Annotated in this window: 27 protein-coding genes and 2 tRNA genes; 12 read left to right on the top strand and 17 right to left on the bottom strand. The window is 72.2% G+C overall.

The genetic code is table 11. The annotated features are described in order from the left end of the window. Window positions 1-62: 62 nt before the first annotated feature. The 4 genes from GE115_RS14060 to galU all read right to left on the bottom strand — a co-directional run bounded on the left by GE115_RS14060 (window position 63) and on the right by galU (window position 2,913). Window positions 63-138, bottom strand: a tRNA-Ala gene (locus GE115_RS14060). A 57-nt stretch (window positions 139-195) separates the two neighbouring features. Continuing rightward, window positions 196-1,251 carry a hypothetical protein gene (locus GE115_RS14065; protein WP_153685423.1) on the bottom strand — a complete coding sequence of 352 codons (1,056 nt, stop codon included), beginning with the start codon at window positions 1,249-1,251 and terminating at the stop codon, window positions 196-198. A gap of 52 nt (window positions 1,252-1,303) precedes the next feature. Continuing rightward, complete coding sequence (locus tag GE115_RS14070) at window positions 1,304-1,966, bottom strand: GNAT family N-acetyltransferase (RefSeq protein ID WP_153685424.1); 663 nt, start codon at window positions 1,964-1,966, stop codon at window positions 1,304-1,306. Between the two features lie 2 nt (window positions 1,967-1,968). Continuing rightward, on the bottom strand, window positions 1,969-2,913 hold the full coding sequence (galU, locus tag GE115_RS14075) for a UTP--glucose-1-phosphate uridylyltransferase GalU (RefSeq protein WP_153685425.1): 945 nt from the start codon (window positions 2,911-2,913) through the stop codon (window positions 1,969-1,971). A 76-nt stretch (window positions 2,914-2,989) separates the two neighbouring features. Between galU and GE115_RS14080 the strand changes: the two genes are divergently transcribed. From GE115_RS14080 to mscL, 3 genes are read left to right on the top strand one after another with little or no spacing between them, the layout of a single operon-like run. Beyond that, window positions 2,990-3,568, top strand: coding sequence for a 5-formyltetrahydrofolate cyclo-ligase (locus GE115_RS14080; protein WP_153685426.1), 579 nt, complete (start codon window positions 2,990-2,992; stop codon window positions 3,566-3,568). Window positions 3,569-3,611: 43 nt separating this feature from the next. Continuing rightward, a complete protein-coding gene (locus tag GE115_RS14085; protein WP_153685427.1) occupies window positions 3,612-3,989 on the top strand; it encodes an FmdB family zinc ribbon protein in 378 nt (125 codons plus the stop codon). A 38-nt stretch (window positions 3,990-4,027) separates the two neighbouring features. After that, window positions 4,028-4,516: a large conductance mechanosensitive channel protein MscL gene (mscL, locus tag GE115_RS14090; RefSeq protein WP_153685428.1), complete on the top strand. Its 489-nt coding sequence runs from the start codon at window positions 4,028-4,030 to the stop codon at window positions 4,514-4,516. A 40-nt stretch (window positions 4,517-4,556) separates the two neighbouring features. Here the strand turns inward: mscL and GE115_RS14095 are convergent, their stop codons facing one another. Together GE115_RS14095 and GE115_RS14100 are read right to left on the bottom strand one after the other, a co-directional pair. Then, on the bottom strand, window positions 4,557-4,781 hold the full coding sequence (locus GE115_RS14095) for a hypothetical protein (protein ID WP_153685429.1): 225 nt from the start codon (window positions 4,779-4,781) through the stop codon (window positions 4,557-4,559). After that, window positions 4,778-8,458 (bottom strand): AAA family ATPase, encoded by a 3,681-nt coding sequence (locus tag GE115_RS14100; protein ID WP_246190808.1) that lies wholly within the window; start codon window positions 8,456-8,458, stop codon window positions 4,778-4,780. Before GE115_RS14100 ends, GE115_RS14095 begins: the two co-directional genes overlap by 4 nt. Before the next feature lie 206 nt (window positions 8,459-8,664). On the opposite strand from GE115_RS14100, the gene GE115_RS14105 reads away from it, so the two are divergent. Next, window positions 8,665-8,970, top strand: a complete 306-nt coding sequence (locus tag GE115_RS14105) for a rhodanese-like domain-containing protein (RefSeq protein ID WP_312855192.1) — start codon at window positions 8,665-8,667, stop codon at window positions 8,968-8,970. Between the two features lie 45 nt (window positions 8,971-9,015). On the opposite strand, the gene ald is transcribed toward GE115_RS14105, so the two are convergent. Beyond that, complete coding sequence (ald, locus tag GE115_RS14110; protein ID WP_153685432.1) at window positions 9,016-10,113, bottom strand: alanine dehydrogenase; 1,098 nt, start codon at window positions 10,111-10,113, stop codon at window positions 9,016-9,018. Between the two features lie 131 nt (window positions 10,114-10,244). Between ald and GE115_RS14115 the strand changes: the two genes are divergently transcribed. Then, entirely contained in the window at window positions 10,245-10,751 is a 507-nt protein-coding gene (locus GE115_RS14115; RefSeq protein ID WP_153685433.1) for an Lrp/AsnC family transcriptional regulator, read from the top strand. Window positions 10,752-10,772: 21 nt separating this feature from the next. Here GE115_RS14115 and GE115_RS14120 read toward each other — a convergent pair whose 3' ends face one another. Next, entirely contained in the window at window positions 10,773-11,840 is a 1,068-nt protein-coding gene (locus GE115_RS14120; protein WP_153685434.1) for an ATP-dependent DNA ligase, read from the bottom strand. Window positions 11,841-12,018: 178 nt separating this feature from the next. Between GE115_RS14120 and GE115_RS14125 the strand changes: the two genes are divergently transcribed. Together GE115_RS14125 and GE115_RS14130 are read left to right on the top strand one after the other, a co-directional pair. Further along, entirely contained in the window at window positions 12,019-12,282 is a 264-nt protein-coding gene (locus GE115_RS14125; protein WP_153685435.1) for a hypothetical protein, read from the top strand. Window positions 12,283-12,302: 20 nt separating this feature from the next. Next, entirely contained in the window at window positions 12,303-12,659 is a 357-nt protein-coding gene (locus GE115_RS14130) for a hypothetical protein (RefSeq protein WP_153685436.1), read from the top strand. Between the two features lie 57 nt (window positions 12,660-12,716). On the opposite strand, the gene GE115_RS14135 is transcribed toward GE115_RS14130, so the two are convergent. The 3 genes from GE115_RS14135 to GE115_RS14145 all read right to left on the bottom strand — a co-directional run bounded on the left by GE115_RS14135 (window position 12,717) and on the right by GE115_RS14145 (window position 13,470). Beyond that, window positions 12,717-12,929, bottom strand: coding sequence for a hypothetical protein (locus GE115_RS14135; RefSeq protein ID WP_153685437.1), 213 nt, complete (start codon window positions 12,927-12,929; stop codon window positions 12,717-12,719). Further along, the gene (locus GE115_RS14140) at window positions 12,926-13,258 is read right to left on the bottom strand and encodes a DUF7882 family protein (RefSeq protein WP_153685438.1); all 333 of its coding nucleotides are present in this window, start codon (window positions 13,256-13,258) and stop codon (window positions 12,926-12,928) included. The genes GE115_RS14135 and GE115_RS14140 overlap by 4 nt, the downstream gene beginning before the upstream one ends. 140 nt (window positions 13,259-13,398) lie before the next feature. After that, a tRNA-Arg gene (locus GE115_RS14145) sits at window positions 13,399-13,470 on the bottom strand. Between the two features lie 87 nt (window positions 13,471-13,557). On the opposite strand from GE115_RS14145, the gene GE115_RS14150 reads away from it, so the two are divergent. Further along, window positions 13,558-14,595, top strand: coding sequence for a lactonase family protein (locus GE115_RS14150; RefSeq protein ID WP_153685439.1), 1,038 nt, complete (start codon window positions 13,558-13,560; stop codon window positions 14,593-14,595). Window positions 14,596-14,914: 319 nt separating this feature from the next. On the opposite strand, the gene GE115_RS19125 is transcribed toward GE115_RS14150, so the two are convergent. The 4 genes from GE115_RS19125 to GE115_RS14170 all read right to left on the bottom strand — a co-directional run bounded on the left by GE115_RS19125 (window position 14,915) and on the right by GE115_RS14170 (window position 18,651). Beyond that, window positions 14,915-15,793 carry a CHAP domain-containing protein gene (locus tag GE115_RS19125; protein WP_153685440.1) on the bottom strand — a complete coding sequence of 293 codons (879 nt, stop codon included), beginning with the start codon at window positions 15,791-15,793 and terminating at the stop codon, window positions 14,915-14,917. 121 nt (window positions 15,794-15,914) lie between these two features. Then, the gene (locus GE115_RS14160) at window positions 15,915-16,409 is read right to left on the bottom strand and encodes an HNH endonuclease (RefSeq protein ID WP_153685441.1); all 495 of its coding nucleotides are present in this window, start codon (window positions 16,407-16,409) and stop codon (window positions 15,915-15,917) included. 402 nt (window positions 16,410-16,811) lie between these two features. Then, window positions 16,812-17,702: a C40 family peptidase gene (locus GE115_RS14165; protein WP_246190809.1), complete on the bottom strand. Its 891-nt coding sequence runs from the start codon at window positions 17,700-17,702 to the stop codon at window positions 16,812-16,814. Window positions 17,703-17,958: 256 nt separating this feature from the next. Further along, window positions 17,959-18,651 carry an iron-dependent transcriptional repressor DtxR gene (locus tag GE115_RS14170; RefSeq protein WP_312855193.1) on the bottom strand — a complete coding sequence of 231 codons (693 nt, stop codon included), beginning with the start codon at window positions 18,649-18,651 and terminating at the stop codon, window positions 17,959-17,961. Window positions 18,652-18,720: 69 nt separating this feature from the next. On the opposite strand from GE115_RS14170, the gene serC reads away from it, so the two are divergent. Further along, window positions 18,721-19,836: a phosphoserine transaminase gene (gene serC / locus GE115_RS14175; RefSeq protein WP_153685442.1), complete on the top strand. Its 1,116-nt coding sequence runs from the start codon at window positions 18,721-18,723 to the stop codon at window positions 19,834-19,836. A gap of 5 nt (window positions 19,837-19,841) precedes the next feature. Then, complete coding sequence (locus tag GE115_RS14180; RefSeq protein ID WP_172979936.1) at window positions 19,842-20,126, top strand: DUF2530 domain-containing protein; 285 nt, start codon at window positions 19,842-19,844, stop codon at window positions 20,124-20,126. On the opposite strand, the gene GE115_RS14185 is transcribed toward GE115_RS14180, so the two are convergent. Together GE115_RS14185 and GE115_RS14190 are read right to left on the bottom strand one after the other, a co-directional pair. Further along, complete coding sequence (locus GE115_RS14185; RefSeq protein WP_153685443.1) at window positions 20,105-20,836, bottom strand: DUF3027 domain-containing protein; 732 nt, start codon at window positions 20,834-20,836, stop codon at window positions 20,105-20,107. The genes GE115_RS14180 and GE115_RS14185 overlap by 22 nt on opposite strands. Then, window positions 20,829-21,209: a cold-shock protein gene (locus tag GE115_RS14190; protein WP_153685444.1), complete on the bottom strand. Its 381-nt coding sequence runs from the start codon at window positions 21,207-21,209 to the stop codon at window positions 20,829-20,831. The genes GE115_RS14185 and GE115_RS14190 overlap by 8 nt, the downstream gene beginning before the upstream one ends. Before the next feature lie 106 nt (window positions 21,210-21,315). Here GE115_RS14190 and GE115_RS14195 point away from each other — a divergent pair, with 106 nt between their 5' ends. Continuing rightward, window positions 21,316-21,591 (top strand): hypothetical protein, encoded by a 276-nt coding sequence (locus GE115_RS14195; protein ID WP_153685445.1) that lies wholly within the window; start codon window positions 21,316-21,318, stop codon window positions 21,589-21,591. 37 nt (window positions 21,592-21,628) lie between these two features. Next, window positions 21,629-23,461 carry a helicase-associated domain-containing protein gene (locus GE115_RS14200; RefSeq protein WP_172979938.1) on the top strand — a complete coding sequence of 611 codons (1,833 nt, stop codon included), beginning with the start codon at window positions 21,629-21,631 and terminating at the stop codon, window positions 23,459-23,461. The last annotated feature ends 35 nt before the right edge of the window (window positions 23,462-23,496 follow it).

Here is a 23,496-nt window from a genome sequence, read left to right on the forward strand (position 1 = left end):
CGAACGGCTGAACCCGCGACAACCGCGGATTCAGCCGTTCATGATGTCGCGAGGACATCGACTGGTGGACCCAGGGGGATTCGAACCCCCGACCTTCTCATTGCGAACGAGACGCGCTACCAACTGCGCCATGGGCCCGAGCCGTGAACGACTCTATCATCCCGAGAAGGGTGGTGCAGACCACCGCAGCCGCGATCAGACCGCCTCGCGACGACGACGCAACACCGTGTCGAGGCTCTCGAATCCGGGAGTCGTGTCATCGACCACGCCCATGCGGGCGTAGGGGTTGGTCGCGGTGCCGGCCGGCGCGCCGGCTTCGACGGCGGGCCGCTGCGCGGGCGCCGATCGCGGTGCGAGCGTGGGCACCTTCGGTGCGAGTTCGGCGGCGCGCTCGGCGAGCTCGGCCTCGACGGCGGACCTGCGCAGCTGCTCGGCCTCCTGGATCGACGCCATCGCCGCGGCGGCGATGGTGCCGCGCGAGAGGTGCAGCGCCTTGGGGAGGGTCTGCGGCGTCCAGCCCTCGTCGGGCTCCGCCTCGGCCTCGGCGAGTTCGATCGGCTCGAACGGCTGCGATTCGGGCTCGGGTGCCGCCACGACGGCGACGGATGCCACGGCCGGCCGCCTGCGCGCGAGCGCGAGGACGCCCGCGAATCCGACGACGACGCCGGCGACGCCGAGGCCCGCGACGAGGATCGGCAGGCCGAACGCGGCACCGACGAGGCCCACGATGACCGTGACCAGCGAGAGCAGCATGACCAGCGAGCAGAGCGCCCGCCGGCGGCGCAGGGATCGCCTCGCCGCGGCATCCGCGGTGCTCCGAGCGGGAGCCGCCGCGGGTTCGAAGGCCGCCGCGGGCTCGGAGGCCGCCGCCGCCGCTGGCGCGGCCACGATCGCGATCGGCTCGGTCGCGAGGGCGCGCGCCGCCACCGCCCGGGCGGCGAGGGCGTGTTCGGCGGCGAGGATGCGCTCGGCGATCGCCAATTGCTCGGCGGCCTCGGCCTCGAGCCGCGCCGCCTCGGTCTGCTCGGCGAGGATGCGCTGCTGCACGGCCACCTCGCGCGCGGTGGCCTCGATGCGCACCGGCTCGGGCGTCTCCGCGGTCTCGGCGAGGATGCGCAGGGTCTGCTGCAGCCGAACCGCGTTGCGCTCGGTGGCGACGTACTGGCGCTGGCGGAGCCAGGTCGGCAGCAGGTACGCGATCCAGAGTGCGGCGGCGACGGCCACCAGCACACCCCCACCGATCGCATCCATGGGTCAACGCTAGGTCACCGGCGCCTCGCGACCCGAATCGGCGCGGGGCGTGTCAGCGATCGGCGGTCCGGAGCGGGTGCGCCGCGGCGGCGCGGTCTTCCGCCGGGATGCGCGCGGCGTCTTCGGGCACGCGCCCGGAGCGCCACCGCTCGAGCACCCCGCCAGGCACCTCCTCGGCGACCAGCCCGAAGGCGTAGTGGTCGCGCCAGTCGCCGTCGATGTGGATGAACCGACGACGAAGCCCCTCGTAGCGGAAGCCCAGCTTCTCGACGACGCGCAGCGACGCCTGGTTCTCGGGACGGATGCAGATCTCCATGCGGTGCAGCCGCAGCGTGCGGAAGCAGTAGTCGGTCGCGAGCGCGACCGCCGTCGGGGTGATCCCCCGCCCCGCGACATCCTGCGAGACCCAGTAGCCGATCGACGCCGACGAGAGCGACCCGTAGGTGATGCCCGAGACGTTCAACTGCCCGACGATGCGCCCGTCGGCCTCGAGGACGAAGGGCAGCCCGTGCCCGGACCGCGCGTGCGCCGTCAGGCTGCGGATGCTCGCGCGGGTGTCGATCACGCCGCCGCCGCCGGGGTACGTCGCCTCCCACCGCCGCAGCCAGCCGCGGTTGTCGAGGAGCACGCGTTCCAGGGGCTTCGCATCACGGGCCCTGATCGGGCGCAGGACGAGATCGCCATCGCGGAGCGTCGGCAGGACGGCGGCGGGCATGCTCAGACTGTAGCGTCTGCGGCGCCGGCCCGATCCGCCGCGCCGGCAGCGCCGGAAGCACCCGCGGCGACGAACTCGGTGAGCCAGGCGCGCAGGTCCGGGCCGAGGTCGTCGCGGTCGGCGGCCAGCTGCACGACGGCCTTGATGTAGTCCAGCTTGTCGCCCGTGTCGTATCGACGGCCGCGGAACACGACCCCGTACACCCCGCCCGTGCCCTCGACGTCGCCGGCCATCTCCATCAACGCATCGGTGAGCTGGATCTCGCCGCCCTTGCCCGGAGCGGTGCGTTCGAGCACCTCGAAGACCTCGGGCTTCAGCACGTACCGGCCGATGACGGCGTAGTTCGAGGGCGCGTCCTCCTTCGCGGGCTTCTCGACCATGCCCGTGATGCGCACCACGTCGGGGTCGTCGGTCGGCTCGACCGCTGCTGCGCCGTACAGGTGGATCTGGTCGGGGTCGACCTCCAGCAGGGCCACGATCGACGCGTCCCGGCCGACCTGCTCATCGAGCATGCGGGTCAGCAGCACGTCGCGCGCGTCGATGATGTCGTCGCCGAGCAGCACCGCGAACGGCTCGTCGCCGACGTGCATCTCGGCTCGCAGCACGGCGTGCCCGAGCCCCTTCGGTTCGCCCTGGCGCACGTAGTGCATGTCGGCGAGGTCGGTCGACTCCTGCACCTTCTGGAGCTTCGCGGTGTCGCCCTTCGCCTCGAGGGTGTACTCGAGCTCGGCCACGTGGTCGAAGTGGTTCTCCAGGGCGTTCTTGTTCCGGCCGGTGATCATCAGCACGTCGGTCAGCCCGGCGGCGACCGCCTCCTCGACCACGTACTGGATCGCGGGCTTGTCCACGACCGGCAGCATCTCTTTCGGCATGGCCTTCGTCGCGGGCAGGAAGCGGGTGCCGAGACCGGCGGCCGGGATCACGGCCTTCGTGATACGAGTCGTCATCGCTTCAGCGTACCGGCCACCCCTGCACGCAGCGTCGTCGGCGGCTCCCACCACCTCGGGTCCTAGGATGTGTGGCATGCCCGACGATCCGGCCGTGGTCAAGCGCATCCTCCGCGCCGAACTCCGCGAGCGCCGACGCAACATGCCGGCCCACGAACGCGAGCTCGCGACCGAGGGGTTCACCGCCCGCCTCCAGGAGTTGGTCGGCTCGACCGACGCGCGTTCGCTCTCGTGCTACCTCTCGATGCCGTCCGAGCCCGACACGCGCCCGTTCGTGAACTGGGCCGAGGCGCGGGGCATCCGCGTGCTGTTCCCGGTCACGCGAGATGACGGGCTGCTCGACTGGACCGTCGGCGAAGCGCAGACCGAGCGGCTCGGCCCCACCGGGGTGCCCGAGGCCGAGGGCGACCTGCTCGGGCCGATGGCCATCAACGACGTCGACCTGATCATCGTGCCCGCCGCCGCGGTCGACGCGACCGGCATGCGCCTCGGCTGGGGTCGGGGCTATTTCGACAAGACCCTCGGTTCGATGGGAAAATGTCCCCCGGTGTACGCCGTGGTCTTCGACGGCGAGTTCGTCGAGTCCGTGCCCCGCGAGGTGCACGACCAGCCCGTGAACGGCGTCGTCACCCCCACGCGCATCGTCGCGTTCTGAGCCGGGCCTCCGCCCGGCGCATCCAGCCACCCGAGAGACCGTCATGCCCACCTACTCCTACCGCTGCACCGAGTGCGGCAACGCCTTCGACATCCAGCAGGCCTTCACCGACGATTCGCTCACGACCTGCCCTGCGTGCGGCGGCCGGTTGCGCAAGCTCTTCAACACGATCGGCGTCACCTTCAACGGCTCCGGCTTCTACCGCACCGACTCGCGCAGCGGGTCGGGCGGCGGTTCGTCCGAGGGCCCGAGCGGGGGGTCCTCCAAGAGCTCGGATGCCTCGGGCGGCGGCTCCTCGTCGGGTTCGGGTTCGTCGGGCTCCGGATCGTCGGGTTCGGGTTCGTCGGGCTCCGGTTCGTCCACGTCCGGTACCTCGTCGTCCGGTTCGAGCTCGTCCGGGTCCTCGGCTAGCGTGGCCTAGGCGCCGCGATCGGCGAGCCGAGCGTCGGGGAGGGACACATGCTCAAGGGTTTCAAGGAATTCATCCTTCGCGGGAACGTGATCGAACTCGCGGTCGCGGTCGTGATCGGCGCGGCGTTCACCGCGGTCGTCAACTCGGTCGTGACGAACCTGATCAACCCGCTGATCGGTGCCATCTTCCGGGCAGACAGCCTCGACACGGCGCTCGTCGTGACGATCCCGTCGCTCGACGGCGAGGGCGCGCAGATCAAGTTCGGCGCCGTGCTGGGCGCGCTCCTGACCTTCGCGATCGTGGCCGCGGTCGTCTACTTCGTCTTCGTGCTGCCGATGAACACGCTCAAGGAGCGGGCAGAGGCCAAGCGCAAGGCGGGCCGGCCCGACCCCGACGAGCCGGAGAGCGAGCTCACCCTGCTCGCCGAGATCCGCGACCTGCTCGCCGCGCGTCCGCAGCGGTCGTCGCAGCCGTCCGAGCCGACGCCTCCGACGGGCGACGCGCCGACGTCCGGCTCGGGCCGCCACGCCGGGTAGCCCGGCACTCGGCGACCGGTATCAGCCCGATCGGGCTGCGCTACCAGTGCGGCGGCCGCTCGCGCGTGATGCGCTCGTCGTCGTGGCCGCCACGGCCGCGACCGCGCGACTCGGCGTCGTCCTCGCCCGGCACCGCCGGCTCGGGCGACGGGTCGCTGCCCGGAGCCGGCGTGAGCTTCGCACGACGCGCTCGGCCGGCCGCCCGCTCGACGCGCTGGCGCGGGGCGGGCTCGCCCGACGGGGCATCCGAACGGTCGCCGGTCATGAGGCGGCGCGCGCGGCCGGCTCCTCCTCGGGCTTGCCGAGGAGGCTGGCGACGCGGTTCGCGACCGCGTCGGGGTTGCCGAACAGTTCGAAGCTGTGCACGCGCAGGTAGTGCCAGCCGAGCCGGCGCAGCACGTCGGGGCGAAGGCGCAGCGACTCGCGCAGGCTCTGTCCGGCGAGGGCGGCATCCGTCTCGACGACGACGGCCTTGCCCGCGTGCGCCGCGGCGAGCGCGAGGCTGCCGCGGTAGTCGAGCTTCACGCGGACGCCGCGGCGCTCGAGCCGCGCGGCGAGATCGACGAGCATGGCGTCGGGCGCGGTGCCGGCGGCGTCGCGCGCCTGGCGCTCCTCCGTCTGGCTCAGCACCTGCGCGAGCGCGAGCACGCCGTGCGACTGGCGCTCCTCGTCGATGTGGTCGGGCCGGAAGGCCGAGATGACGTCCATCGAACGCCGCGCCCGGGTCATGCCGACCGCGAGCAGGCGGTCGCCGCCGGGTTCGCCGAGCGCACCGAAGTTCGACAGCAGCCGGCCGTGCGGCGTGCGCCCGTAGCCGACCGAGAACACGACGCGGTCGCGGCTCTGCGCCACCGCCTGCTCGAGGGTGAGCACCGTGAACGGCTCCGCGCGATCCTTCAGCAGGAACTCCGACAGGTCGCGCCGCTTCGCGAACGCCGCCAGCACGGCCTGGTGCACGCGCGCGGCGTGCCGCGGGCTCGCCGTGATGACCATGAGCGACTCGCGCGGGCGCTTCACGGCGTGCTCCATGACGAGTTCGACGACCTTGCCGACCTCCTGGTCGAGGCTCTCGACCGTACCCGTCAGCGGGTCGGGCAGGCCGTTGCCGTCGACGTAGTGCAGGCGGAGGCTGCCGTGGCCGAGGAAGCTTCCGGCCCACGGGTGCGACTGGATGCGCCCGCCGTAGAAGCGGCGGTTGACGAGCTCGGCGAGGTCCTCGCCGCCCGCCCGGTAGCTGCGGGTCAGCGTCATGGTCGGCAGCAGCTCGCCGAGGCGGGCGAGGGCCGAATCGGCGTGCAGCGCGTCGACGCCGAGCTCGGTGCCGGCGCCGCCGGCCACGCGATCGCGGTCGTCGATGCCGGTCTCGAAGAGCGTGGGGGTCTGGGTGACCGGGTCGCCGAAGGCGACGACCTGCTTCGCGCGCCGGATGGCGCCGAGGTTCTCGGCGATGGTGGTCGCGCCGGCGTCGACGAGCACCACCGCGTCGAAGGCGATGCGGTCGGAGATGCGCTCGACCTCGTACGGCGACGCGAGCCAGACCGGCGCGAGCGCGCGCAGCAGGGTGGGCGCGGCCTCGTGCAGTTCGGCCGGGCGCACCCGGTCGGAGCGGAGCATCCGCTTGAGTCGCTCCGCCTCGTCGGGGTGGTCGACGAGCGCGACGTTCCAGTTCTCGGCGAGGCGCCAGGCGGCGAGCGGCCCGCTCGCCGAGGCGTGCGCCTCGTCGACCAGGCGGAAGTCGGCCTCGAGGCGATCGAGCACCTGCGTGTTCGCGCCGAGCAGCGCCTTGTCGCTCGCGAGCACGCCCTCGAGCATGGACTGCCACCAGGCGAGCTCGAGCTCGTCGGCGACCTGGTGCTCGAGCACATGCCGTTCCGACAGGTCGCGCAGGAGCGGGTCGAGGCCGAGGTCGCGCAGCCGAGCGAGCAGCGCCGTGCGTTCCTGGAGGTGCGCGAGCACGTCGGAGTCGGCGGCGAGGCCCGCGAGCAGGCTCGTGAGCTCGCGGATCGGGCGCGCCGCGAGCTGGCGCGGCGTTCCGGCGAGCCCGAGCGGGCGGTCGAGCGACGCGAGGTCGCTGGCGACGGTCTGGAACGCGACCCGGACATCGTCGATGCCGACGGGAACGCCCGGGGTCGCTCCCGCCTCGGAGTAACGCTGCCAGAGCGTGCGCTGCTGCTGGATGCCACGGAGCGCCGCATTCAGGTCGGTCACGTGCACGCCCGGGCGCACGAACTCGAGCGCGTGCCGCCGCAGTCGTCGGCGGTTCGCCCCCGACATCCCCGGCGAATCGCGGCGCGAGCCGGTCGCGGCGATGAGTTCGCCGAGCGGCCGGTCGAACACCGACGGGCGGAACCGGTCGAGCGTGTCGCGCACGTCGAGCAGCAGTCGCAGGAAGACGCCGAGCTCGGCGACCGACTCGAACTGGCGAAGCCGCGTCTGCGCGATGAGGGCGCGGCCTCGTTCGAGCAGTCGCGGCACCTCGGTGCGGTGCAGTCGCTTCGCGAGCGCGTGCGCGGCCTCGGACTCGGCGGCCGTCTCGAACGCGGCGCCGTACCAGGGCGAGTCGCCCGGGCCGTACTTGAACTCGCCGAGCGCTGCGGCGCGCACCAGGTCGCGTGCCACCTCGGGGCGCTTCCCGGCGATGCGCACGAGGCAGTCGTGGTCGAGGCGGGCGGTCGTGTGGGGGGCCGGCTGCACCAGGGCGAGTCGCGAGAGCTCGACGAGGGCGTCGAGCACGGATGCCCCGAGCGCGGGGTCGCGCCGGGTCAGCGACGAGCGGTAGTCGAGCAGCACCTTGCGCAGCCGAACGAGCGCGTCGTCGACGTCGGCGACCCGCGGCCGCTCGGCCTTCTCATTGCGCGAGATGGACTGGATCAGCTCGCGTCGCAGGCCGTTCGTCGTGACCGCCGCGCCCGCGAGACCGACCTGGCCGAGCCGGTGCGCGATGCCGTCGAGGCTCGCCCGGCGCGCGCCGACGACGAGCACGCGCTGGTTCTTGGCGACGAGCGCGCCGACCGCGTTCACGATCGTCTGGGTGCCGCCGGTGCCGGGCAGCGTCTTCACGACGAGGGATGCCCCGGCCTCGATCTCGGCGACGACCTGTTCCTGTTCGGGGTCGGCGTCGAGCAGCAGGCGGTCGCCCTGGGGCGGGCGCTGATCCTGCGGCACGATCGTCGCGGGCTCGCCACGCGCCGCCGCGAGCGCGGCCCGCGCCGACGGGTTGCCGGCGATCGCGTCGATGACCGGGTGCTCGAGGTCGGCGGCGTCGGCGGCCATCGCCGGGCCGACCTCGGCGAAGCTCGACACGACGAGCCTCGGCGCCACGCGGAACCACGGGAGGTGCGAGGTGAGCCCACGGAGCCGGTCGATCACCGGTTGCGGCTTGAAGACACCGTTCGAGATCGCGAGCGCGACGAACGCGTCGGCGTCGAGCGTGATCTGGAACTGCGCACGCAACTCGCGGGCGAGCGCCGGGTTGAGGAAGGGCTGGCCCTTGAGCTTCAGCTCGAAATCCCGCCCGTAGCGGCGGATGGCGAGCGGCCGCAGCAGCACCGGGGCCAGGAATTCCTCGCCGTCGTTGCGCCAGTTCGCCAGGCCGATCGCGAGATGCACCGACTCGATGCCGCGGACCGAGCGCAGCTCGATACCCTTCTGCGTGATCTCCGCGGCGGCGACCTTCGCGTTGCGCAGCGCCAGCTCGTCGCGGATGAGGCTCGACAGCAGCGTCGACTTCCCGGTGATGAACTGCGGCAGCCCGCCCGGATGCGTCGTCGACAGCTCGATGCGCGTGCGCGGCGTGTCGACGAACCGCACGAGCGGCGAGCGGCCGCCGACCGCGGCCAGCTCCGCGAGCCAGCGGGAACGGGCGGGATCGGCGACGTTCCCGGCGACCAGCGTCGGGTCGCCGACGCTGATGCCGTCTGGGCTGGTGTGATGCTGGCTCATGGCTTCCGGGGTGAGATCGTCGGCGGCGGCATCCGACTCGGGAGGAAGCGTTTCCTCCTCGTCAGGGTTCCGATCGAGCCGCGGCACACTGGGAGGATACGTGCCGGATGCGCCGGAAGCGTGCAACTTCGCCGCGAAGCGTCGTTTTGGACCCGCTCGGGATGCTCCGTAGCCTTGGGGCATCCGCCCGATCAGGAGGACCCGCCGTGCAGACCATCTCCCCCGTCGACGCCCACGCCGTCGACGACGCCTACATCATCGACGTGCGCGAGGCCGACGAGGTCGCGCGGGCGCGCATCGACGGCGCGGTGCACATCCCGCTCGGCGAGCTCGTCTCGCGCGTCGACGAGGTGCCGCGCGATCGCACGGTGTACCTCCTCTGCGCCGTCGGCGGGCGCAGTGCCCAGGCGACGCAGTACCTCGCCGCCCAGGGCGTCGATGCGGTCAACATCGACGGGGGCATCGTCGGCTGGTACCGGGCCGGGCTCCCGGTGACCACCTCGGCCGACTGAGCCGGCGGGTCGGCGGCGCGAGCGCCGCTCAGGAGCGGGCGCCGCTCAGGCGCCCTGCAACTCGAGCCCGTGCGCCGCGGCGACGCCTTCGTTCGTGAGCCGGCCGCCGGTCGCGTTGAGCCCCTTCGCGAGCGCTGCGTCCTCGGCGAGCGCGGCCTGCCAGCCGAGGTCGGCGATCTTCGTCGCGTACGGCAGCGTCGCGTTGGTCAGGGCGGGCGTCGAGGTCGCCGGCACGGCGCCGGGCATGTTCGCGACGCAGTAGAAGATCGCGTCGTGGACCCGGTAGGTCGGGTCGGCGTGCGTCGTCGGGTGCGAGCCCTCGAAGCATCCGCCCTGGTCGATCGCGATGTCCACGAGCACCGCGCCGGGCTTCATCTGCGCGACCATCGCGTCGGTGACGACCTTCGGCGCGGCGGCGCCGGGCACGAGCACCGCACCGATGACGAGGTCGGCGTCCTTCACCTGGCGCGCGATCTCGTAGGGCGACGAGGCGAGGGTCTTGATGCGGTGGCCGTACCGGTCGTCGATCTCCCGGAGCTTGGGCAGCGAGATGTCGAGCACGGTGACGTCGGCGCCGAGGCCGAGCGCGGTCTGGGCGGCCTGTTCGCCCGCGACGCCGCCGCCGATGACGACCACCTTCGCGGGAGACGTGCCGGGCACGCCGCCGAGGAGCACGCCGCGTCCGCCGTGCGACGCGTGCAGCGACGCCGCGCCGACCTGCGGTGCGAGCCGCCCGGCGACCTCCGACATGGGCGTCAGCAGCGGCAGCGACCGGTCGGCGAGCTGGACGGTCTCGTAGGCGATGGCCGTGACGCCCGAGTCGAGGATCGCGCGCGTGAGCGGCAGGTCGGCCGCGAGGTGGAGGTAGGTGAAGAGCGTGAGGTCCTCGCGGAGGAACCCGTACTCCTGCTCGATCGGTTCCTTGACCTTGAGCACGAGTTCGGCCGACCAGGCCTCCGACGCGGTCGCGACGATCGTCGCACCGGCTGCGGCATACTCCTCGTCGGCATAGCCGGCACCGAGGCCGGCACCCGCCTGGATGTCGACACGATGGCCGCGCTGGGTGAGCGCGTGCGCGCCGGCGGGGGTCATGGCGACGCGGAACTCGTTGTTCTTGACCTCTGCGGGCACTCCGATGTGCATGGCGATCTCCGAATGCTGTGGTGGCGGGATGCCTCCATCGTCGCGCGTCGTTCGTCGCAACGAAAGCCTGACCGCATTCTGTTCGATAGACTGCCGAGTATTCATTCGATTGTTCGACAGAGGACCCCACGATGACCGATGCGCCGCAGATCAGCGCGACGTCGAACCCGTACGGGCTCGACGCGGTCGACCGGCAGATCGTCGCCCTGCTGCACGAAAATGCGCGGATCCCGAACGTCGATCTCGCGAAGCGCGTCGGCGTCTCCCCCTCCACCTGCCTCGCCCGGGTCCGCTCCCTGCGCGAACGCGGGGTCATCGTCCGCTACACCGCCGAGATCAACCCGGCGGCGCTGGGCTTCACCCTGCAGGCCCTCGTGAGCGTTCGCATCCGGCCGGGCGCCCGACACCTGATGGAGCAGATCTCCGATGACCTGCGGCGCGAGCCCGAGGTCGCGCAGCTCTTCTTCCTGGGCGGCACCGAGGACTTCCTGATCCACGTCCGCGTGCGCGACAGCGAGCACGTGCGCCAGTTCGTGCTGAAGAACCTCTCGGCGAATCCGGCGGTCGCCCTCACCGAGACCAACCTCGTGTTCGAGCACCACACGGCGCATTCGGCCGGGCTTCGCGCGGTCCTCTGAACCGGTCGGCGTCCGAACCGGTCAGCGCCCGAGCGGCAGGATCTCCCCGAGGTCGAGTGCCGTCGGCTCCTCGAGTTGGTCGTAGGTGCAGCTCGAGGCATCCCGATCGGGTCGCCACCTGCGGAACTGGGCGGTGTGCCGGAACCGGTCGCCCTCCATCTGGTCATAGGCGACCTCGACGACGAGCTCGGGCCGAAGCGGCACGAACGACAGGTTCTTGCCGGCGCTCCACCGGCTGACGGCCCCCGGCATGCGTGTCGACGCGTGCGCCTCCTGGTCGGCCCACTCGCCCCATGGATGCCTCGACAGGTCGTCCTCGACGAGCGGCTCGAGCTCGGCGACGAGGCTCGCCCGCCGGGCCATCGGGAACGACGCGGCGACGCCGACGTGGTGCAGCCGGCCGTCGTCGCCGTAGAGCCCGAGCAGCAGCGACCCGACGATGCCCCCGCTCTTGTGCCAGCGGAAGCCCGCCACCACGCAGTCGGCCGTTCGGTCGTGCTTGATCTTGAACATCGTGCGCTTGTCGGGCTGGTAGGTGCCGTCGAGCGGCTTGGCGACGACGCCGTCGAGGCCCGCACCCTCGAACCGGGAGAACCAGTCGCGCGCGACGACCGGGTCACCGGTGGCCGGCGTGATGAAGACCGGGTCGGATGCCTCGGCGAGCGCCTGCTCGAGCAGGCGGCGGCGCTCGCCGAACGGCCGGCCCGTGAGGTCCTCGTCGCCGAGGGCGAGCAGGTCGAACGCGACGAAGGACGCCGGCGTGCGCTCGGCGAGCATGCGCACCCGGCTCGCCGCCGGATGGATGCGCTGCTGGAGGGCCTCGAACTCGAGCCGTCCGTCGATCGCGAGGATGATCTCGCCGTCGACGACGCAGCGGTCGGGCAATTCCGCCTTCAGCGACTCGACGAGTTCGGGGAAGTACCGGGTCATCGGGCGCTCGTTGCGGCTGCCCAATTCGACCTCGTCGCCGTCGCGGAACACAATCGTGCGGAATCCGTCCCACTTCGGCTCGACGTGCCCGACGTCGGGGATCTCCTTGACCGATTTCGCGAGCATGGGCGCGACGGGCGGCATCACCGGGAGGTCCATCCGTCATGGGTAGCATCCGGTTTCTGGCCGGTCAATCCCCTGCCCCGTTGCGGAGGCCGCGCCTACGGTCGTTGATGGGCGGATTCCCGGATCTCTCAGGAGCCGACCCCGACGAAGGAGCCATGATGTCACGCCACCGACCTGAGGTCGCCGCAGCGGGAAGCCGGAGGTGGTCCCGATGACCATCGCCGAACCCCCGGCCCCCGAACGGACGCAGTCCACGAGCATCCTGCCGCCGATCGGGGTGTGGTGGCCCATGCTCGAACGCCCGCTGCAGCGGGAGATCCTCGAGAACCCGCGCGCACCGCTGCGCCGCGTGATCGTGCGACGGATCCTCGAACTGTGCGAACTGGACCGCCCGGTGCCGCTCGGCGCCATGCGACTGACCGAGAACGAACGCGCCTACCTCGCCGGCTGGACCCACACCGTCGACTGGGACTAGGCCGAGCCTGGAGGGGCCGGATGCATCGGATCCACTATGCGGGCGGGGAGCTCGTCACCGGCGACGCGATCGCCGAGGCGCTCCTGCGTTACGCCGCCGTACTGGCCAAGCAACGAACCGCCGCATCGGTGGAGATCCCCGTCGTCGGCAACGACGGCGGCCACATCACGGCCAGGTTGCTCCTGGGGCCGGCGAGCCAACTGGTCAGCGAACACCTCGCGGGCGAGGACGACCTCGTCGACGAGGACACCCTCGCGATGGTGAACCGGGAGATCTCGCGGCTCGAACCGCACCCGCTCGTGGAGCCCGACACCCGTGACGCCGATGCGACCGACCCGACGAGCCTGACCGGCGAATACGAGCTGCCCGAGCCCTGAGCCGCGGACGTCCGTGGTCGACTCGCTCGGTCGTCGGGTCAGTCGTCGGTCGTCGGGTCAGTCGTCGGCCGGGATCGGCACGACGCTGATCGGGATGCCCGGGCCGATCAGGAGTTCGGCCGGCTGCGGTCGGCCCTCGCCGAGGTTCAGCGTGACCCAGGAGGGCCCGCCCGAGCGATAGGCCTCGGTGACCGCCTCCTTGAGCGCCTCGACCTCGGCCTCGCCGACGGAGTACTGGTGGCCGTCGTAGAGCACGTTGACGCGCTTCATCGCTCGCCCTCCGCCGAGGGCGTCGTCGAGCCTGCGGTGGGCTCGGGCACGATGACCAGGCCCGAGGGCGCGTTCGCGGTCTCCATGAGCGCCTCGATCCAGGCCCGATTGATCGACGGCGGGCGCCCGCCGGCGTACTTGAACACCAGCGGGATCGTCGGATGCATCCACAGCGAGCTCCGGCCGTCACCGATCGCCGGGTCGTCGCGCCAGCTGAAGAAGAAGGACTCGCTGCGGCGCAGCTTCGCACCGATCACCAACTGGAGGTGCGCGAGCACCCGGTCGTCGAAGTCGACGCCGAGCGTCGAATCGTAGCTGAGCTTGCCCATCGGGTCCCCCGTCGTCCGGTCGTCGTTCGCACCGGATGCCTCAGGTTCGCACGCGCCCGGCCGACTCGGCAACCGGGTTGACGCGACCCCGTCAGCACGCGGGCGTGCCGCCGGCCGCGAACGGCCCATCCTGGTCGAAGTGCCCCTGGAGGGACTCGAACCCCCAACCCTTTCCTTAGGACGGAACTGCTCTTCCATTGAGCTACAGAGGCTGACCACAGGAGTCTACCGGCTGGCGGTAGCGTGTTCTGCGGCGCGCGGGCGCCCGGGAGCGCGGCGCAGCCGCGGGAGGAGCGAGCATGCCGGAGACGCGGTCCACGAGGTTCTGGGTGGGAGCGTCCACGACGGGCGCGCTCGGCTCGCCGGCACGGGGCATCCGCCCGCTCGACGTCGCGAACGACGGCTCGTGGCACCTCGGGGAGCCCGTCGACGTCGGCCCGAACCCCATGTACCTCGCGATCTCGCCGGCATCGGGCCTCATGGGCATCGTGCACGAGCAGTCGGAGGGTCTCGTATCGACGTGGACGGTCGAGGGCGACGCCCTGCGGGCGTTCGGCGAGCCGCAGCCGACGGATGCCGCCGACCCCTGCCACCTCGCGTTCGACGAGGCGGGCCGCTGGCTCTTCGCCGCGAACTACTCGGGCGGCCGGCTCACCGCGCACGCCGCGACCCCCGATGCCGGAACACCCGTGCGCGCGACGACCTTCGCGGGCAGCGGTCCCGACACCGGACGCCAGGAGTCGTCGCACCCGCACCAGGCGGTGCTCGACGGCGCCCGCAACCGGGTGCTCGTGCCGGACCTCGGCGCCGACCGCATCCGTTCGGTGGGCCTCGCCGGCCTCCCCGACCGGCTCGAGCACGACGGCGCGTCCGACGTGCCGATCCACGCAGGGGCGGGTCCGCGCCACCTCGTCATCGCCGGCGACCTCGGCGTGGTCGCGAACGAACTGGACCGCACCGCGAGCCTCATCGACCTCGCGCTGGGTCGCGAGGTCGGGGCCTTCGCCGTCGACGCCGCCGTCGAGCCGCGCGGCCTCGGCCTCTCCGCGATCCGCCTCACACGCTGGGGCACCGTGCTCATCGGCGATCGCGACGCCGACGCGCTCGTCGCCCTGCGCTTCGACGAGGCCTCGCGCACCCTCGAGCACATCCGCGCGGTATCGACCGGCGGGAGGCATCCGCGAGACCTCCACCTGACGCACGACGAGCGCTTCGCGCTGGTCGCCGATCAGGCGTCGGACTCGATCGCGATCGTCGCGCTCGACGAGGGCGTGCCGACGCGCGTGGTCGACACGATCGCGACGCCGGCGCCGGGATGCCTCGCCCGTATGCCGTGACCGGACGCCGCCGGCCGCCGCGCCCGCAGCCGTACCCGCGGTTGCGCCGACCCGATGCCGTCGGCGTCGGCGTCGGCTAGTTGTAGCCGAGGATGACGATGGCCGAGGTGGCGGGCGCGAGCTCGTCGACGAACCCGATCTCCTCGTGTCGTGCTTCGTCCATGGGCTGCGTCATCGCCGTCACCTGTCCCTGTGTGGAATGCTCCCACGCTACCGGGAGGTCACGATCGGGGGCATTGGCCGAGTCGTCCAACTCGCGGTGCGCGATTCGCCATGTCGTCGACAATCGCGTCTCGTTCACCCGCTCCGCGGGAGAGCGTCAGGCGGGCGGGTAGAGGTAGATCGCCGAGCTCGCCGGAATGGTGCGCACGTGGTACGAGTGATCGGAGTTCTGGTTGTATTCCTCGATCGTGATCGTGCCGTCGCCGTTGACCGCCTGCACGTAGGCCACGTGGTTGTACGGGAACCAGGCGACCGCGCCCACGATCGGCTCGCTGCTGGTGGCCCGGCCGCGCGCGACCCACTCGTCGGCCCAGGCGTAGGCGCTGCCCGAGGCGAGGTTCGACCAATCCCACTTCCACGGCGGGCTCGTCACGCCGGCGTCGCGGTTCATGCGCCAGGCGACGAAGTCCACGCACTCGCGGAAGTAGTAGCGCAGCGGCGACAGTCCGCCGCCGTAGTCGTCGGGCGTCTCGTTCCACCAGGGATAGTCGTCGCCCTCGGCCTGCTGGGCGGGCGTGTAGTAGGCGCCCGGCCGGTTGACGAGGCTCGCCGCAGCCGAACGCTCGGCGGCCTCGGCCGCCTCGTCGATCTGGACCTTCGTGGTGACCGCGTAGCCGTCGGCCGAGAGGGCCGCGGCGTTCGCCGCGTCCGACACGTCGACGTCTTGGGCCTGGGCCCGTGTGAGGTTGAAGCGGTCGGAGTTGCCGAATCCGGCGCTGCCCGGCGCCAAGGCGTACGCGGGCAGCGCCACGGTGCCGATGATCGCCGGCACGACGAGGATGGCCGCGAGCGCGCGGACCGGGCCGTTGCGCCGAACCGTGCGGCTGGACGGCGCCGCGGGCGGCAAGGCGGTACGAACCGGGGCGGCGGGCCGCGGCATCGATGCCCTCGGACGCGTGGACGAGGCCGCGGCTTCGGCCGCGCGGCGTGCTGCCCTGCTCGACGGCTGCACGCCGTTCGTCACGTCACCGCTCACGTAGTGGACCTCCGGGACCCGCGTGCGCGACATGCGCACGACGGGCGAACTGTCTCGTCACGGTGCAGGGGGCGCGCCGGACTCAGTCCACCATAGGGCACGTCGCCGCGCGTGTCACGACTCACGCGGCCTGGAGGAATTCGCTCCACTGCGGCAGCGGGCGCTCGAAGCCCCGCACCACCCAGCTGCGGCCGTGGGGCATCCCGGGCGTGAACCGCAACTGCCAGCCCATCTCAGCGGGCGTGTGGTCGCCCTTCACGTTGTTGCAGCGGAGGCAGCACGCGACGAGGTTCTCCCAGGTGTCGCGTCCGCCGCGCGAGCGCGGCAGCACGTGATCGATCGTGGCGGCGGATCCGCCGCAGTACGCGCACCGGTGCTCGTCGCGCCGCAGCACGCCGCGCCGGCTCACGGGAACGCGCTGCACGCGCGGGGGCCGCACGTACCGGGTCAGCACGATGACGCTCGGTCTGTCCCATTCGCCGCTCGTACCGAGCACCGGGTGCTCCTCGTCGTGCAGGATCACGGTCGCCTTGTCGTGCATGACGAGCAGGAGCGCCCGCTTGAACGAGACGATGGCGAGCGGTTCATATCCGGCGTTGAGCACGAGGGTGCGCATGGGGTGCCTCTCGATCGGAGCTGGATGGCTTCCAGCCGCGTGAACAGGACGACGGACCGCGCGCGGAGGACACTCGCTTCGACTGCCCCGGAAACGAAGAACGGGCACTGTCCAGTGGACAGTGCCCGTCGGCATGCGGCTCGCGGTGGCTCCGGGTGACCCGGTGCCCGCGCGCCCGACTGCTGCGGCGCTGATCGTAGAGCGCGCGCGCATCCGCGGAATGGATGCCCCACGCGTCGATCATCACCCTCGCTCCGTTCCCGGTTCGCGGTTCGTCACGGACAGGCTACGCGACGAATGGTGCGCCGGAGGTCTCCGGCGCACCATTCACAGGCTCGTGTCACGCGATGTTCACCGCTCGGATGCCGCGGATCCGCAGGGCGGGCCGCGACGATCCGGCGATCAGATCCCGATGCGGACGATCTCGTAGGAGCTGGTCCAGATGGGCTGCACCCGGACCGAGGCGCCCTCGTACGGCGCGTGCAGGATCATGCCGTTGCCGGCGTAGAAGCCGTCGTGCCCCGACATGATGACGAGGTCGCCTGGCACGGCCGCCGACTCGGCGATCGGGGTGCCCATGGCGCCCTGACCGGCCGAGGAGTGGGGCATCGAGATGCCGAACTGCGCGAAGACGTACATGACGAAGCCCGAGCAGTCGAAGCCCGCGGGGGTCGCCCCGCCGTAGACGTACGGCGTGCCGATGTACTGCGTCGCCACGTTGTAGACGCTCGCGAGGTCGTAGCTCGGGTACGGCGGGTTCGCGAGCAGGTCGGAGACCGCCGGGCCGCTGTACGACGCCGCGTACGAGGTCATCTGCGCCTCCGCGGCGGCACGCGCCGCGGCTGCGGCGGCCTCGGCGGCGGCCGCGGCCTCCGCCGCGCGGATCGACTCGCCGGTGACGGCGGTGATGCCGTCCTTCGCGACCGGCGCGGCGATCACGTCGTCGGCCACCTCGACCGACTGCGCCGCGGCCTTGGTCAGGCGAGCCTGCTCGGACTGCGCGAACTGGGGGCCGACCTGGTCGGGCGACATCGCGTACGCCGGGATCGCGAGCGTGCCGACGAGACCGGCGGAGACCGCGATCACCGTCACGTTCGCGAGGCCGCCGCGGCGCAGGCGCCGGGTCGACGGCAGCGATGCCGTGACCTCGGGCGTCGGCCGAGAAGCGGTGGCTGGGGCGTCCGCGGCGACGGCGAGCTCCTGCGAAGCCGGGCGCTTGCGGGGGCGGATGTCGGTGATTCGGGACTTGCGTGGGCTGGTGCCGCTGATGCGACGCCTGGGGGAACGAGCCAAGAGGGTACCTCCGTCGCCTGCTCCCCGAAGGTCGCCCCACCTGGATGCGCTCACGGCGCGTTCACGGGTTCCGGATCGAGCGGTGGGCCCTGAGGAGGCGTCCCGATCTTCGTTCCCGCCGGCTGGCTGCTGCCGGAGGACTCGACCGAGGATACGCGAGGAATACCCGAATGTCACATCCCGATAACGGTGCGGTTGAAAACCTTGCGCTGGGACGGTCTGTGGAGGGGTGGATCCGTCGCGAGGCGCGGTCCCGTCACTCGGCGATGAAGAGGTGGCCCGCGACCTCGATGGGCAGCTCGAGGCCGCCCTCGACGCCGTCGACCTCGACGAGCACGTACCCGCCCTGCTCGGTGAACGTCGCCGATGCCCCGGGCATGATGCCCGCCTGCTTGAACTGCGCGAGCAGCTCGGGGTCGAACTGCACCGGCTCGCCGAGCCGGCGCACGACGCCGCGCACGGGCGAGCCTGAATCGTCGAGGGCCACGACGAGGTTGCGGACACCCGACATGAACGGCTGCGCCGGGGGCAGCCCCAGCTCTTCGAGCCCGGGAATGGGGTTGCCGTAGGGCGAATGCGTGGGGTGGCCGAGGATGTCGATCAGCCGCCGCTCGACCTGCTCGCTCATCACATGCTCCCAGCGGCATGCCTCGTCGTGGACGAACTCCCAGTCGAGCCCGATGACGTCGGCGAGCAGCCGCTCGGCCAGCCGGTGCTTGCGCATCACGTGCACGGCCTTGCTGCGGCCCTCGGGGGTGAGCTCGAGGTGCCGATCGCCCGACACCACGACCAGTCCATCGCGCTCCATGCGGGCGACCGTCTGCGAGACGGTGGGGCCCGAGTGACCCAGGCGCTCCGAGATCCGGGCACGCAGCGGCACGATGTTCTCCTCCTCGAGATCGAGGATGGTGCGGAGATACATCTCCGTCGTGTCGATGAGATCGGTCACCGGTGTCCCTCCCTGTCGCAGCCCGTCATCCAGCCTACCGGTCGGGGGTGCCTCGCTAGACTCGTGCGCATGCCGAGCCTCGTGATCCCCAGTGACCTGCTGCCCGCCGACGGTCGATTCGGCTGCGGGCCCTCCAAGGTCCGGCCGGAGCAGCTCGCGCACCTCGCCGCCGAGGGCCCGCGACTGCTCGGCACGTCGCACCGGCAGGCGCCCGTCAAGCAGCTCGTGGGCCGCATCCGCCGCGGGCTCGCCGACCTCTTCTCGCTGCCCGACGGGTACGAGGTCGTCCTCGGCAACGGCGGCTCGACCGCCTTCTGGGACATGGCCGCCGCAGGCCTCATCGAGCGCCGCGCGCAGCTGAACTCGTTCGGCGAATTCGGCGCCAAGTTCGCGAAGGCCGCCGCCGCACCCTGGCTCGAAGCACCCGACGTCCGCACCGCCGCTCCCGGCACTCGGGTCGGGGCCGAGCCGGTCGCGGGCGTCGACGTGTACGGCTGGCCGCAGAACGAGACCTCCACGGGCGTCGCCGCGCCGGTCCGCCGCGTCGCCGGCGACGCGGGCGCGCTCACGGTCGTCGACGCGACGAGCGCCGCGGGCGGCATCCTCGTCGACCCGGCCGAGTTCGACGCCTACTACTTCGCGCCGCAGAAGAACTTCGCCGCAGACGGCGGCATCTGGTTCGCGCTGCTCTCCCCCGCCGCGATCGAACGCGTCGAGCGCCTCGCGGCCACCGACCGCTACATCCCCGACTTCCTGTCCCTGAAGCAGGCCGTCGACAACTCGCGGCTCGACCAGACGCTGAACACGCCGGCGCTCGCCACGCTGCTGCTGCTCGAGAGCCAGATCGAGTGGATGCTCGCGTCGGGCGGCCTCGCGTGGGCCGACGCCCGCACGCGCGAGTCCTCGGGCGTGCTCTACGACTGGGCCGAGGCATCTGCCGTCGCGACGCCGTTCGTCGCCGACGTCGCCGACCGTTCGCAGGTGGTCGTCACGATCGATTTCGACGAGCAGACGGATGCCTCGCGCATCGCGAAGGTGCTCCGCGAGAACGGCGTCGTCGACACCGAGCCCTACCGCAAGCTCGGCCGCAACCAGCTGCGCGTGGCGACGTTCACCGCGATCGAGCCCGACGACGTCCGCGCGCTCACCGCGTCGATCGACTACGTGCTCGAGCACCTGGACTGAGCCGCGTGCGCTTCTGGCTCAGCGAAGACGAGCGCCGGCCCGACCCCGAGCCGGCGCGCGCCGACGCCAGGAAGGCGGTCGCGGTCGGCACGGCCGCGTGGCTGGTCGCCATCGGCGTCGCCTGGTGGTTCCGCGTCGAGAGCGCCGAAGCCGGCTACGGATGGCTCCTGCCGATGGCCATCATCGGCTTCGCGATCGGCGTCGGGGGCCTCGTCTTCGTGCAGCTCCACCGCAGCAGGCGGGCCGCCGCCGAGCGACGGTCGGCCGGTCAGGCGTCGTCGGGGCGCTGAGGGCCCTCGTCGTCGCCCGGTTCCTCACCGTCTGCGGCGTCGTCGCCGGCGTCTTCGTCGTCGGCTTCATCATCCGACGGAGAGTCGTCGAGCGCGTCGATGTCGATGCCGTCGAAGACGTCGTCGGCGTGGTCGTCGTCATCGTGGTCGTCATCGTCGTCATCGAACTCGTCGTCGAATTCGGACTCGTATCCGTCGGCGTCGCCCAGCGCGTCGTCGTCGAGGTCGTCGCCCGCATCCGCCCCGTCGCCGGAACCGTCGCCGGAACCGTCGTCGCCCGACCCGTCGCGTTCCTCGGTCTCGGCGGCCGCCTCGGCGGCCGCCTGTGCGGCGCGATAGTCGGCGAGCCGTTCCGACCACGGCACCCACTCGGGCGCCAGCAGTGCCTGCTCGCCCGGCATGAGCTCGGTCTCGAGCACGGTCGGCTCGCCGTCGTCGACGCGCGCGATGGTCACGCTCCAGTGCCACCCGCGGTAGCCCGGCAGGTCGGCGGCGAAGAGCAACGTCAGCACGCGGTCGCCCTCGACGATGTGGCCGATGACGCTGCCGACCGTCTCGGGCGGCGTCGTCTCGAGCAGGGCCCGCTGCGCGAGCGACGCCGAGGCGAGCAGCACGTCATCGGCGATGGGCTCGGCAGCCCGTGCGGAATCCGGCGTGCCCTCGGACGCCGAGGGTTGCTCGACGTACTCCGTCTCGTCGGGTTCAGGCATCGAGGTCGTCCGCGACGCGTCGCAGCACGGCGGCGACGGTGCGCGCCTTCGCCTTGTCGGGGTAGCGGCCACGACGCAGGTCGCCGCCGATGCCGTCGAGCACCTTCACGAGGTCTTCCACGATGACGGCCATGTCGTCGGCGGGCTTGCGGTGCATCTTGGCGAGGCTCGGGGGTGCGTCGAGGACCCGCACCGAGAGCGCCTGCGCCCCGCGCTTGCCGTCGGCGATGCCGAACTCGAGGCGCGTGCCGGCCCGCACCGTGGCTCCGGCCGGAAGCGCGGAGGCGTGCAGGAACACCTCCTGGCCGTCGTCGGCGGCGATGAAGCCGAAGCCCTTCTCATCGTCGTAGAACTTGACCTTGCCGGTGGGCATCGATGAACCTCGCTCGTCGTGTTGCCGGGGCGCCCAGTAGCGTCCGCCCTCCGCCTTCCAGTCTAGGTCGCGGGCGCCCGTCGGCGCGCTGCCATAAGCTGGGATGGTGACTGATCAGGCTCCCATCGCCGACCATCGCGTCGAACGCGTCCTCGCCTACATGGTGGCCGGCACCGTCGTGGCCTCGATCATCGCGTTCATCGCGGTCATGATCGGCTCGTTCGCGAATGCGGGCGACACCGGCTGGGCCGAGCAGGGCATCTGGCCGATCGTCCTCGTGTTCCCGCTGATCGGCCTGCCGATCGGGTTCATCCTCCTCATCGTCCTGCTGGTCGTGAACGGCGCGCGCCGGCGGCGCGAGGCCCGGCGCGGAACGGACTGACCCGGTCATGCTCGAGCTCGCCGCGAGGCTCCGCGCGATGTCGCGTGAGGAGCTCGCGGGCGCGCTCGGCCTCCGCGAGTTCGACGCCGCGTCGGTGCGCGACCAGTTCGACCTCGCCGAGGCGCTGCTCGCGCCCGACTCGCTCGACGCCGCGATCAGCCGCCTCGATCGCCCGCACCTCGCCGTGCTCGCGGCCATCTCCGCGATCGCCGGCGCCGACGGCGCCTTCACCGACGACGAGCTGACCGCCGAGCTCGACCGGCTCGAGGCATCCGAAGTCATCGTCGACCGCCTCGGCGCCCTCGTCGACGACCTCTCGCAGCGACTGCTCATCGTCACCGGCGACGGGCGCCGCCAGGTGCCCTCGCCGGTCGCGACCCGCCTGCGCTCCCGGCTCGGCGACGACCTGCCGACCGCCGCGGAACTCGCGGCATCCGCCCCGCCCGTGCTCGCACCCGTCGACGGCGTCGACCGCACGATCCTCGCCCGACGCGGCTCCGAGGCGGCGTTCGCGACGGTCGCGGCGACCGCCGAACTGGTCTCCGCGCTCGGCATCCAGCCCGCTCGCGAACTCGCGAAGGGCGGGCTCTCGCTGCCCGACTCGAAGCGGCTGGCCGAGGCGACCGCCACCGACCTCGACCAGGTGCCGCGGCTCTTCCGACGCGCCCTCGAGGCCGGCCTCGTGGCGCGCGACGGCGCCTACTGGCTCGAATCCGACCTCGGCGGTGCGTGGGCCCTGCTGCCGGCGCCCGAGCGGTGGAAGCGGCTCGTCGAGTGCTGGCGCGAGCGGATTCCGCCGGCGCTCCGCGAGCTCGTCGCCCGACGTAGCGAGACGCTCTCGGCCTCGGCATTCCGCGACGACGTGCGGTGGCTCTATCCCGCCGGGGGGCGATGGCTCGACGAGGGGCTCGAGCGGCTCTCCGACGAGGCCGAGGCCCTCGGGCTCGTGGTCGCCGGCGAACCGCTCGAGATCGCGCGCACGGTCGTGGCGGGCGACCTCGACCGGGCCTGCGCCGAGATCGGCGCCGGGTTCCCGCCGCCCGTCGACCGGGTCTACCTGCAGCACGACCTCTCGGTCGTCGCGCCGGGTCCGCTCGAGCCGTCGATCGACGCGCGCCTGCGCGGATTCGCCGACCTCGAGGCCCGCGACCTGGCCTCGACCTATCGCGTCAGCGCGGCATCCGTGAACCGCGGTCTCGCGGCGGGCGAGTCGGCCGAGTCGATCCGCGCCTTCCTCGAGTCGATCTCGCTCACCGGCGTCCCGCAACCGCTCGACTACCTCGTGCACGAGGCGTCGCACCGGTTCGGCAGCGTTCGCGTCGCCGCGGCGCCCGAATCGGACGCCCCGGCCCGGGCGTCGATCCGCAGCGACGACGCTCAGCTCATCGGCACCCTCGAGGTCGACCAGTCGCTGTCGGCACTCGCCCTGCGCCGCAGCGGCGAGCACCGCCTGCTCTCGCGGTTCGCGCCCGACGTCGTGTTCTGGGCCCTCTCCGACGCCAAGTACCCCGTGGCCGCCGAAGACGCCGAGGGGCGCATCCTGCGACTCAAGCGACACCGGCTCGCCGCGACGCCGGTGCCGGCGACCCGGTCCGACCCGCTCGCCGACCTCCTCGACCGTCTCGCGAGCGGCGAGGGCGGGCCGGCGACCGAAGACGCCTGGCTCGCGCGGCAGCTCGAGGCCGCCGCACGCGCGAAGGAGACCCTCACGGTCACGGTGCGCATGCCGGGCGGCCAGACCGCCGACTACCTGCTCGCCCCGGCGAGCGTCGCGAACGGGCGGCTTCGCGCGCGCGATCGCAAGGCCGACATCGAGCGCACGCTGCCGCTGTCGGCGATCGCGGCCGTCGCGCCGGCTCCGGCGGAGTGATCGCGCCCCGGTAGCCTCGCGCGGCCGACCTCCCA

It is taken from the genome of Agromyces agglutinans (assembly GCF_009647605.1).
Taxonomy (GTDB): Bacteria; Actinomycetota; Actinomycetes; order Actinomycetales; family Microbacteriaceae; genus Agromyces; species Agromyces agglutinans.

Excerpts from the sequence above, each read along its gene's own strand:
- GE115_RS14065 (WP_153685423.1), bottom strand. The coding sequence starts at position 1,251 with ATGGATGCGATCGGTGGGGGTGTGCTGGTGGCCGTCGCCGCCGCACTC.
- GE115_RS14070 (WP_153685424.1), bottom strand. The coding sequence starts at position 1,966 with ATGCCCGCCGCCGTCCTGCCGACGCTCCGCGATGGCGATCTCGTCCTG.
- galU (WP_153685425.1), bottom strand. The coding sequence starts at position 2,913 with ATGACGACTCGTATCACGAAGGCCGTGATCCCGGCCGCCGGTCTCGGC.
- GE115_RS14080 (WP_153685426.1), top strand. The coding sequence starts at position 2,990 with ATGCCCGACGATCCGGCCGTGGTCAAGCGCATCCTCCGCGCCGAACTC.
- GE115_RS14085 (WP_153685427.1), top strand. The coding sequence starts at position 3,612 with ATGCCCACCTACTCCTACCGCTGCACCGAGTGCGGCAACGCCTTCGAC.
- mscL (WP_153685428.1), top strand. The coding sequence starts at position 4,028 with ATGCTCAAGGGTTTCAAGGAATTCATCCTTCGCGGGAACGTGATCGAA.
- GE115_RS14095 (WP_153685429.1), bottom strand. The coding sequence starts at position 4,781 with ATGACCGGCGACCGTTCGGATGCCCCGTCGGGCGAGCCCGCCCCGCGC.
- GE115_RS14100 (WP_246190808.1), bottom strand. The coding sequence starts at position 8,458 with ATGAGCCAGCATCACACCAGCCCAGACGGCATCAGCGTCGGCGACCCG.
- ald (WP_153685432.1), bottom strand. The coding sequence starts at position 10,113 with ATGCACATCGGAGTGCCCGCAGAGGTCAAGAACAACGAGTTCCGCGTC.
- GE115_RS14115 (WP_153685433.1), top strand. The coding sequence starts at position 10,245 with ATGACCGATGCGCCGCAGATCAGCGCGACGTCGAACCCGTACGGGCTC.
- GE115_RS14120 (WP_153685434.1), bottom strand. The coding sequence starts at position 11,840 with ATGGACCTCCCGGTGATGCCGCCCGTCGCGCCCATGCTCGCGAAATCG.
- GE115_RS14125 (WP_153685435.1), top strand. The coding sequence starts at position 12,019 with ATGACCATCGCCGAACCCCCGGCCCCCGAACGGACGCAGTCCACGAGC.
- GE115_RS14130 (WP_153685436.1), top strand. The coding sequence starts at position 12,303 with ATGCATCGGATCCACTATGCGGGCGGGGAGCTCGTCACCGGCGACGCG.
- GE115_RS14135 (WP_153685437.1), bottom strand. The coding sequence starts at position 12,929 with ATGAAGCGCGTCAACGTGCTCTACGACGGCCACCAGTACTCCGTCGGC.
- GE115_RS14140 (WP_153685438.1), bottom strand. The coding sequence starts at position 13,258 with ATGGGCAAGCTCAGCTACGATTCGACGCTCGGCGTCGACTTCGACGAC.
- GE115_RS14150 (WP_153685439.1), top strand. The coding sequence starts at position 13,558 with ATGCCGGAGACGCGGTCCACGAGGTTCTGGGTGGGAGCGTCCACGACG.
- GE115_RS14160 (WP_153685441.1), bottom strand. The coding sequence starts at position 16,409 with ATGCGCACCCTCGTGCTCAACGCCGGATATGAACCGCTCGCCATCGTC.
- serC (WP_153685442.1), top strand. The coding sequence starts at position 18,721 with ATGCCGAGCCTCGTGATCCCCAGTGACCTGCTGCCCGCCGACGGTCGA.
- GE115_RS14185 (WP_153685443.1), bottom strand. The coding sequence starts at position 20,836 with ATGCCTGAACCCGACGAGACGGAGTACGTCGAGCAACCCTCGGCGTCC.
- GE115_RS14190 (WP_153685444.1), bottom strand. The coding sequence starts at position 21,209 with ATGCCCACCGGCAAGGTCAAGTTCTACGACGATGAGAAGGGCTTCGGC.
- GE115_RS14200 (WP_172979938.1), top strand. The coding sequence starts at position 21,629 with ATGTCGCGTGAGGAGCTCGCGGGCGCGCTCGGCCTCCGCGAGTTCGAC.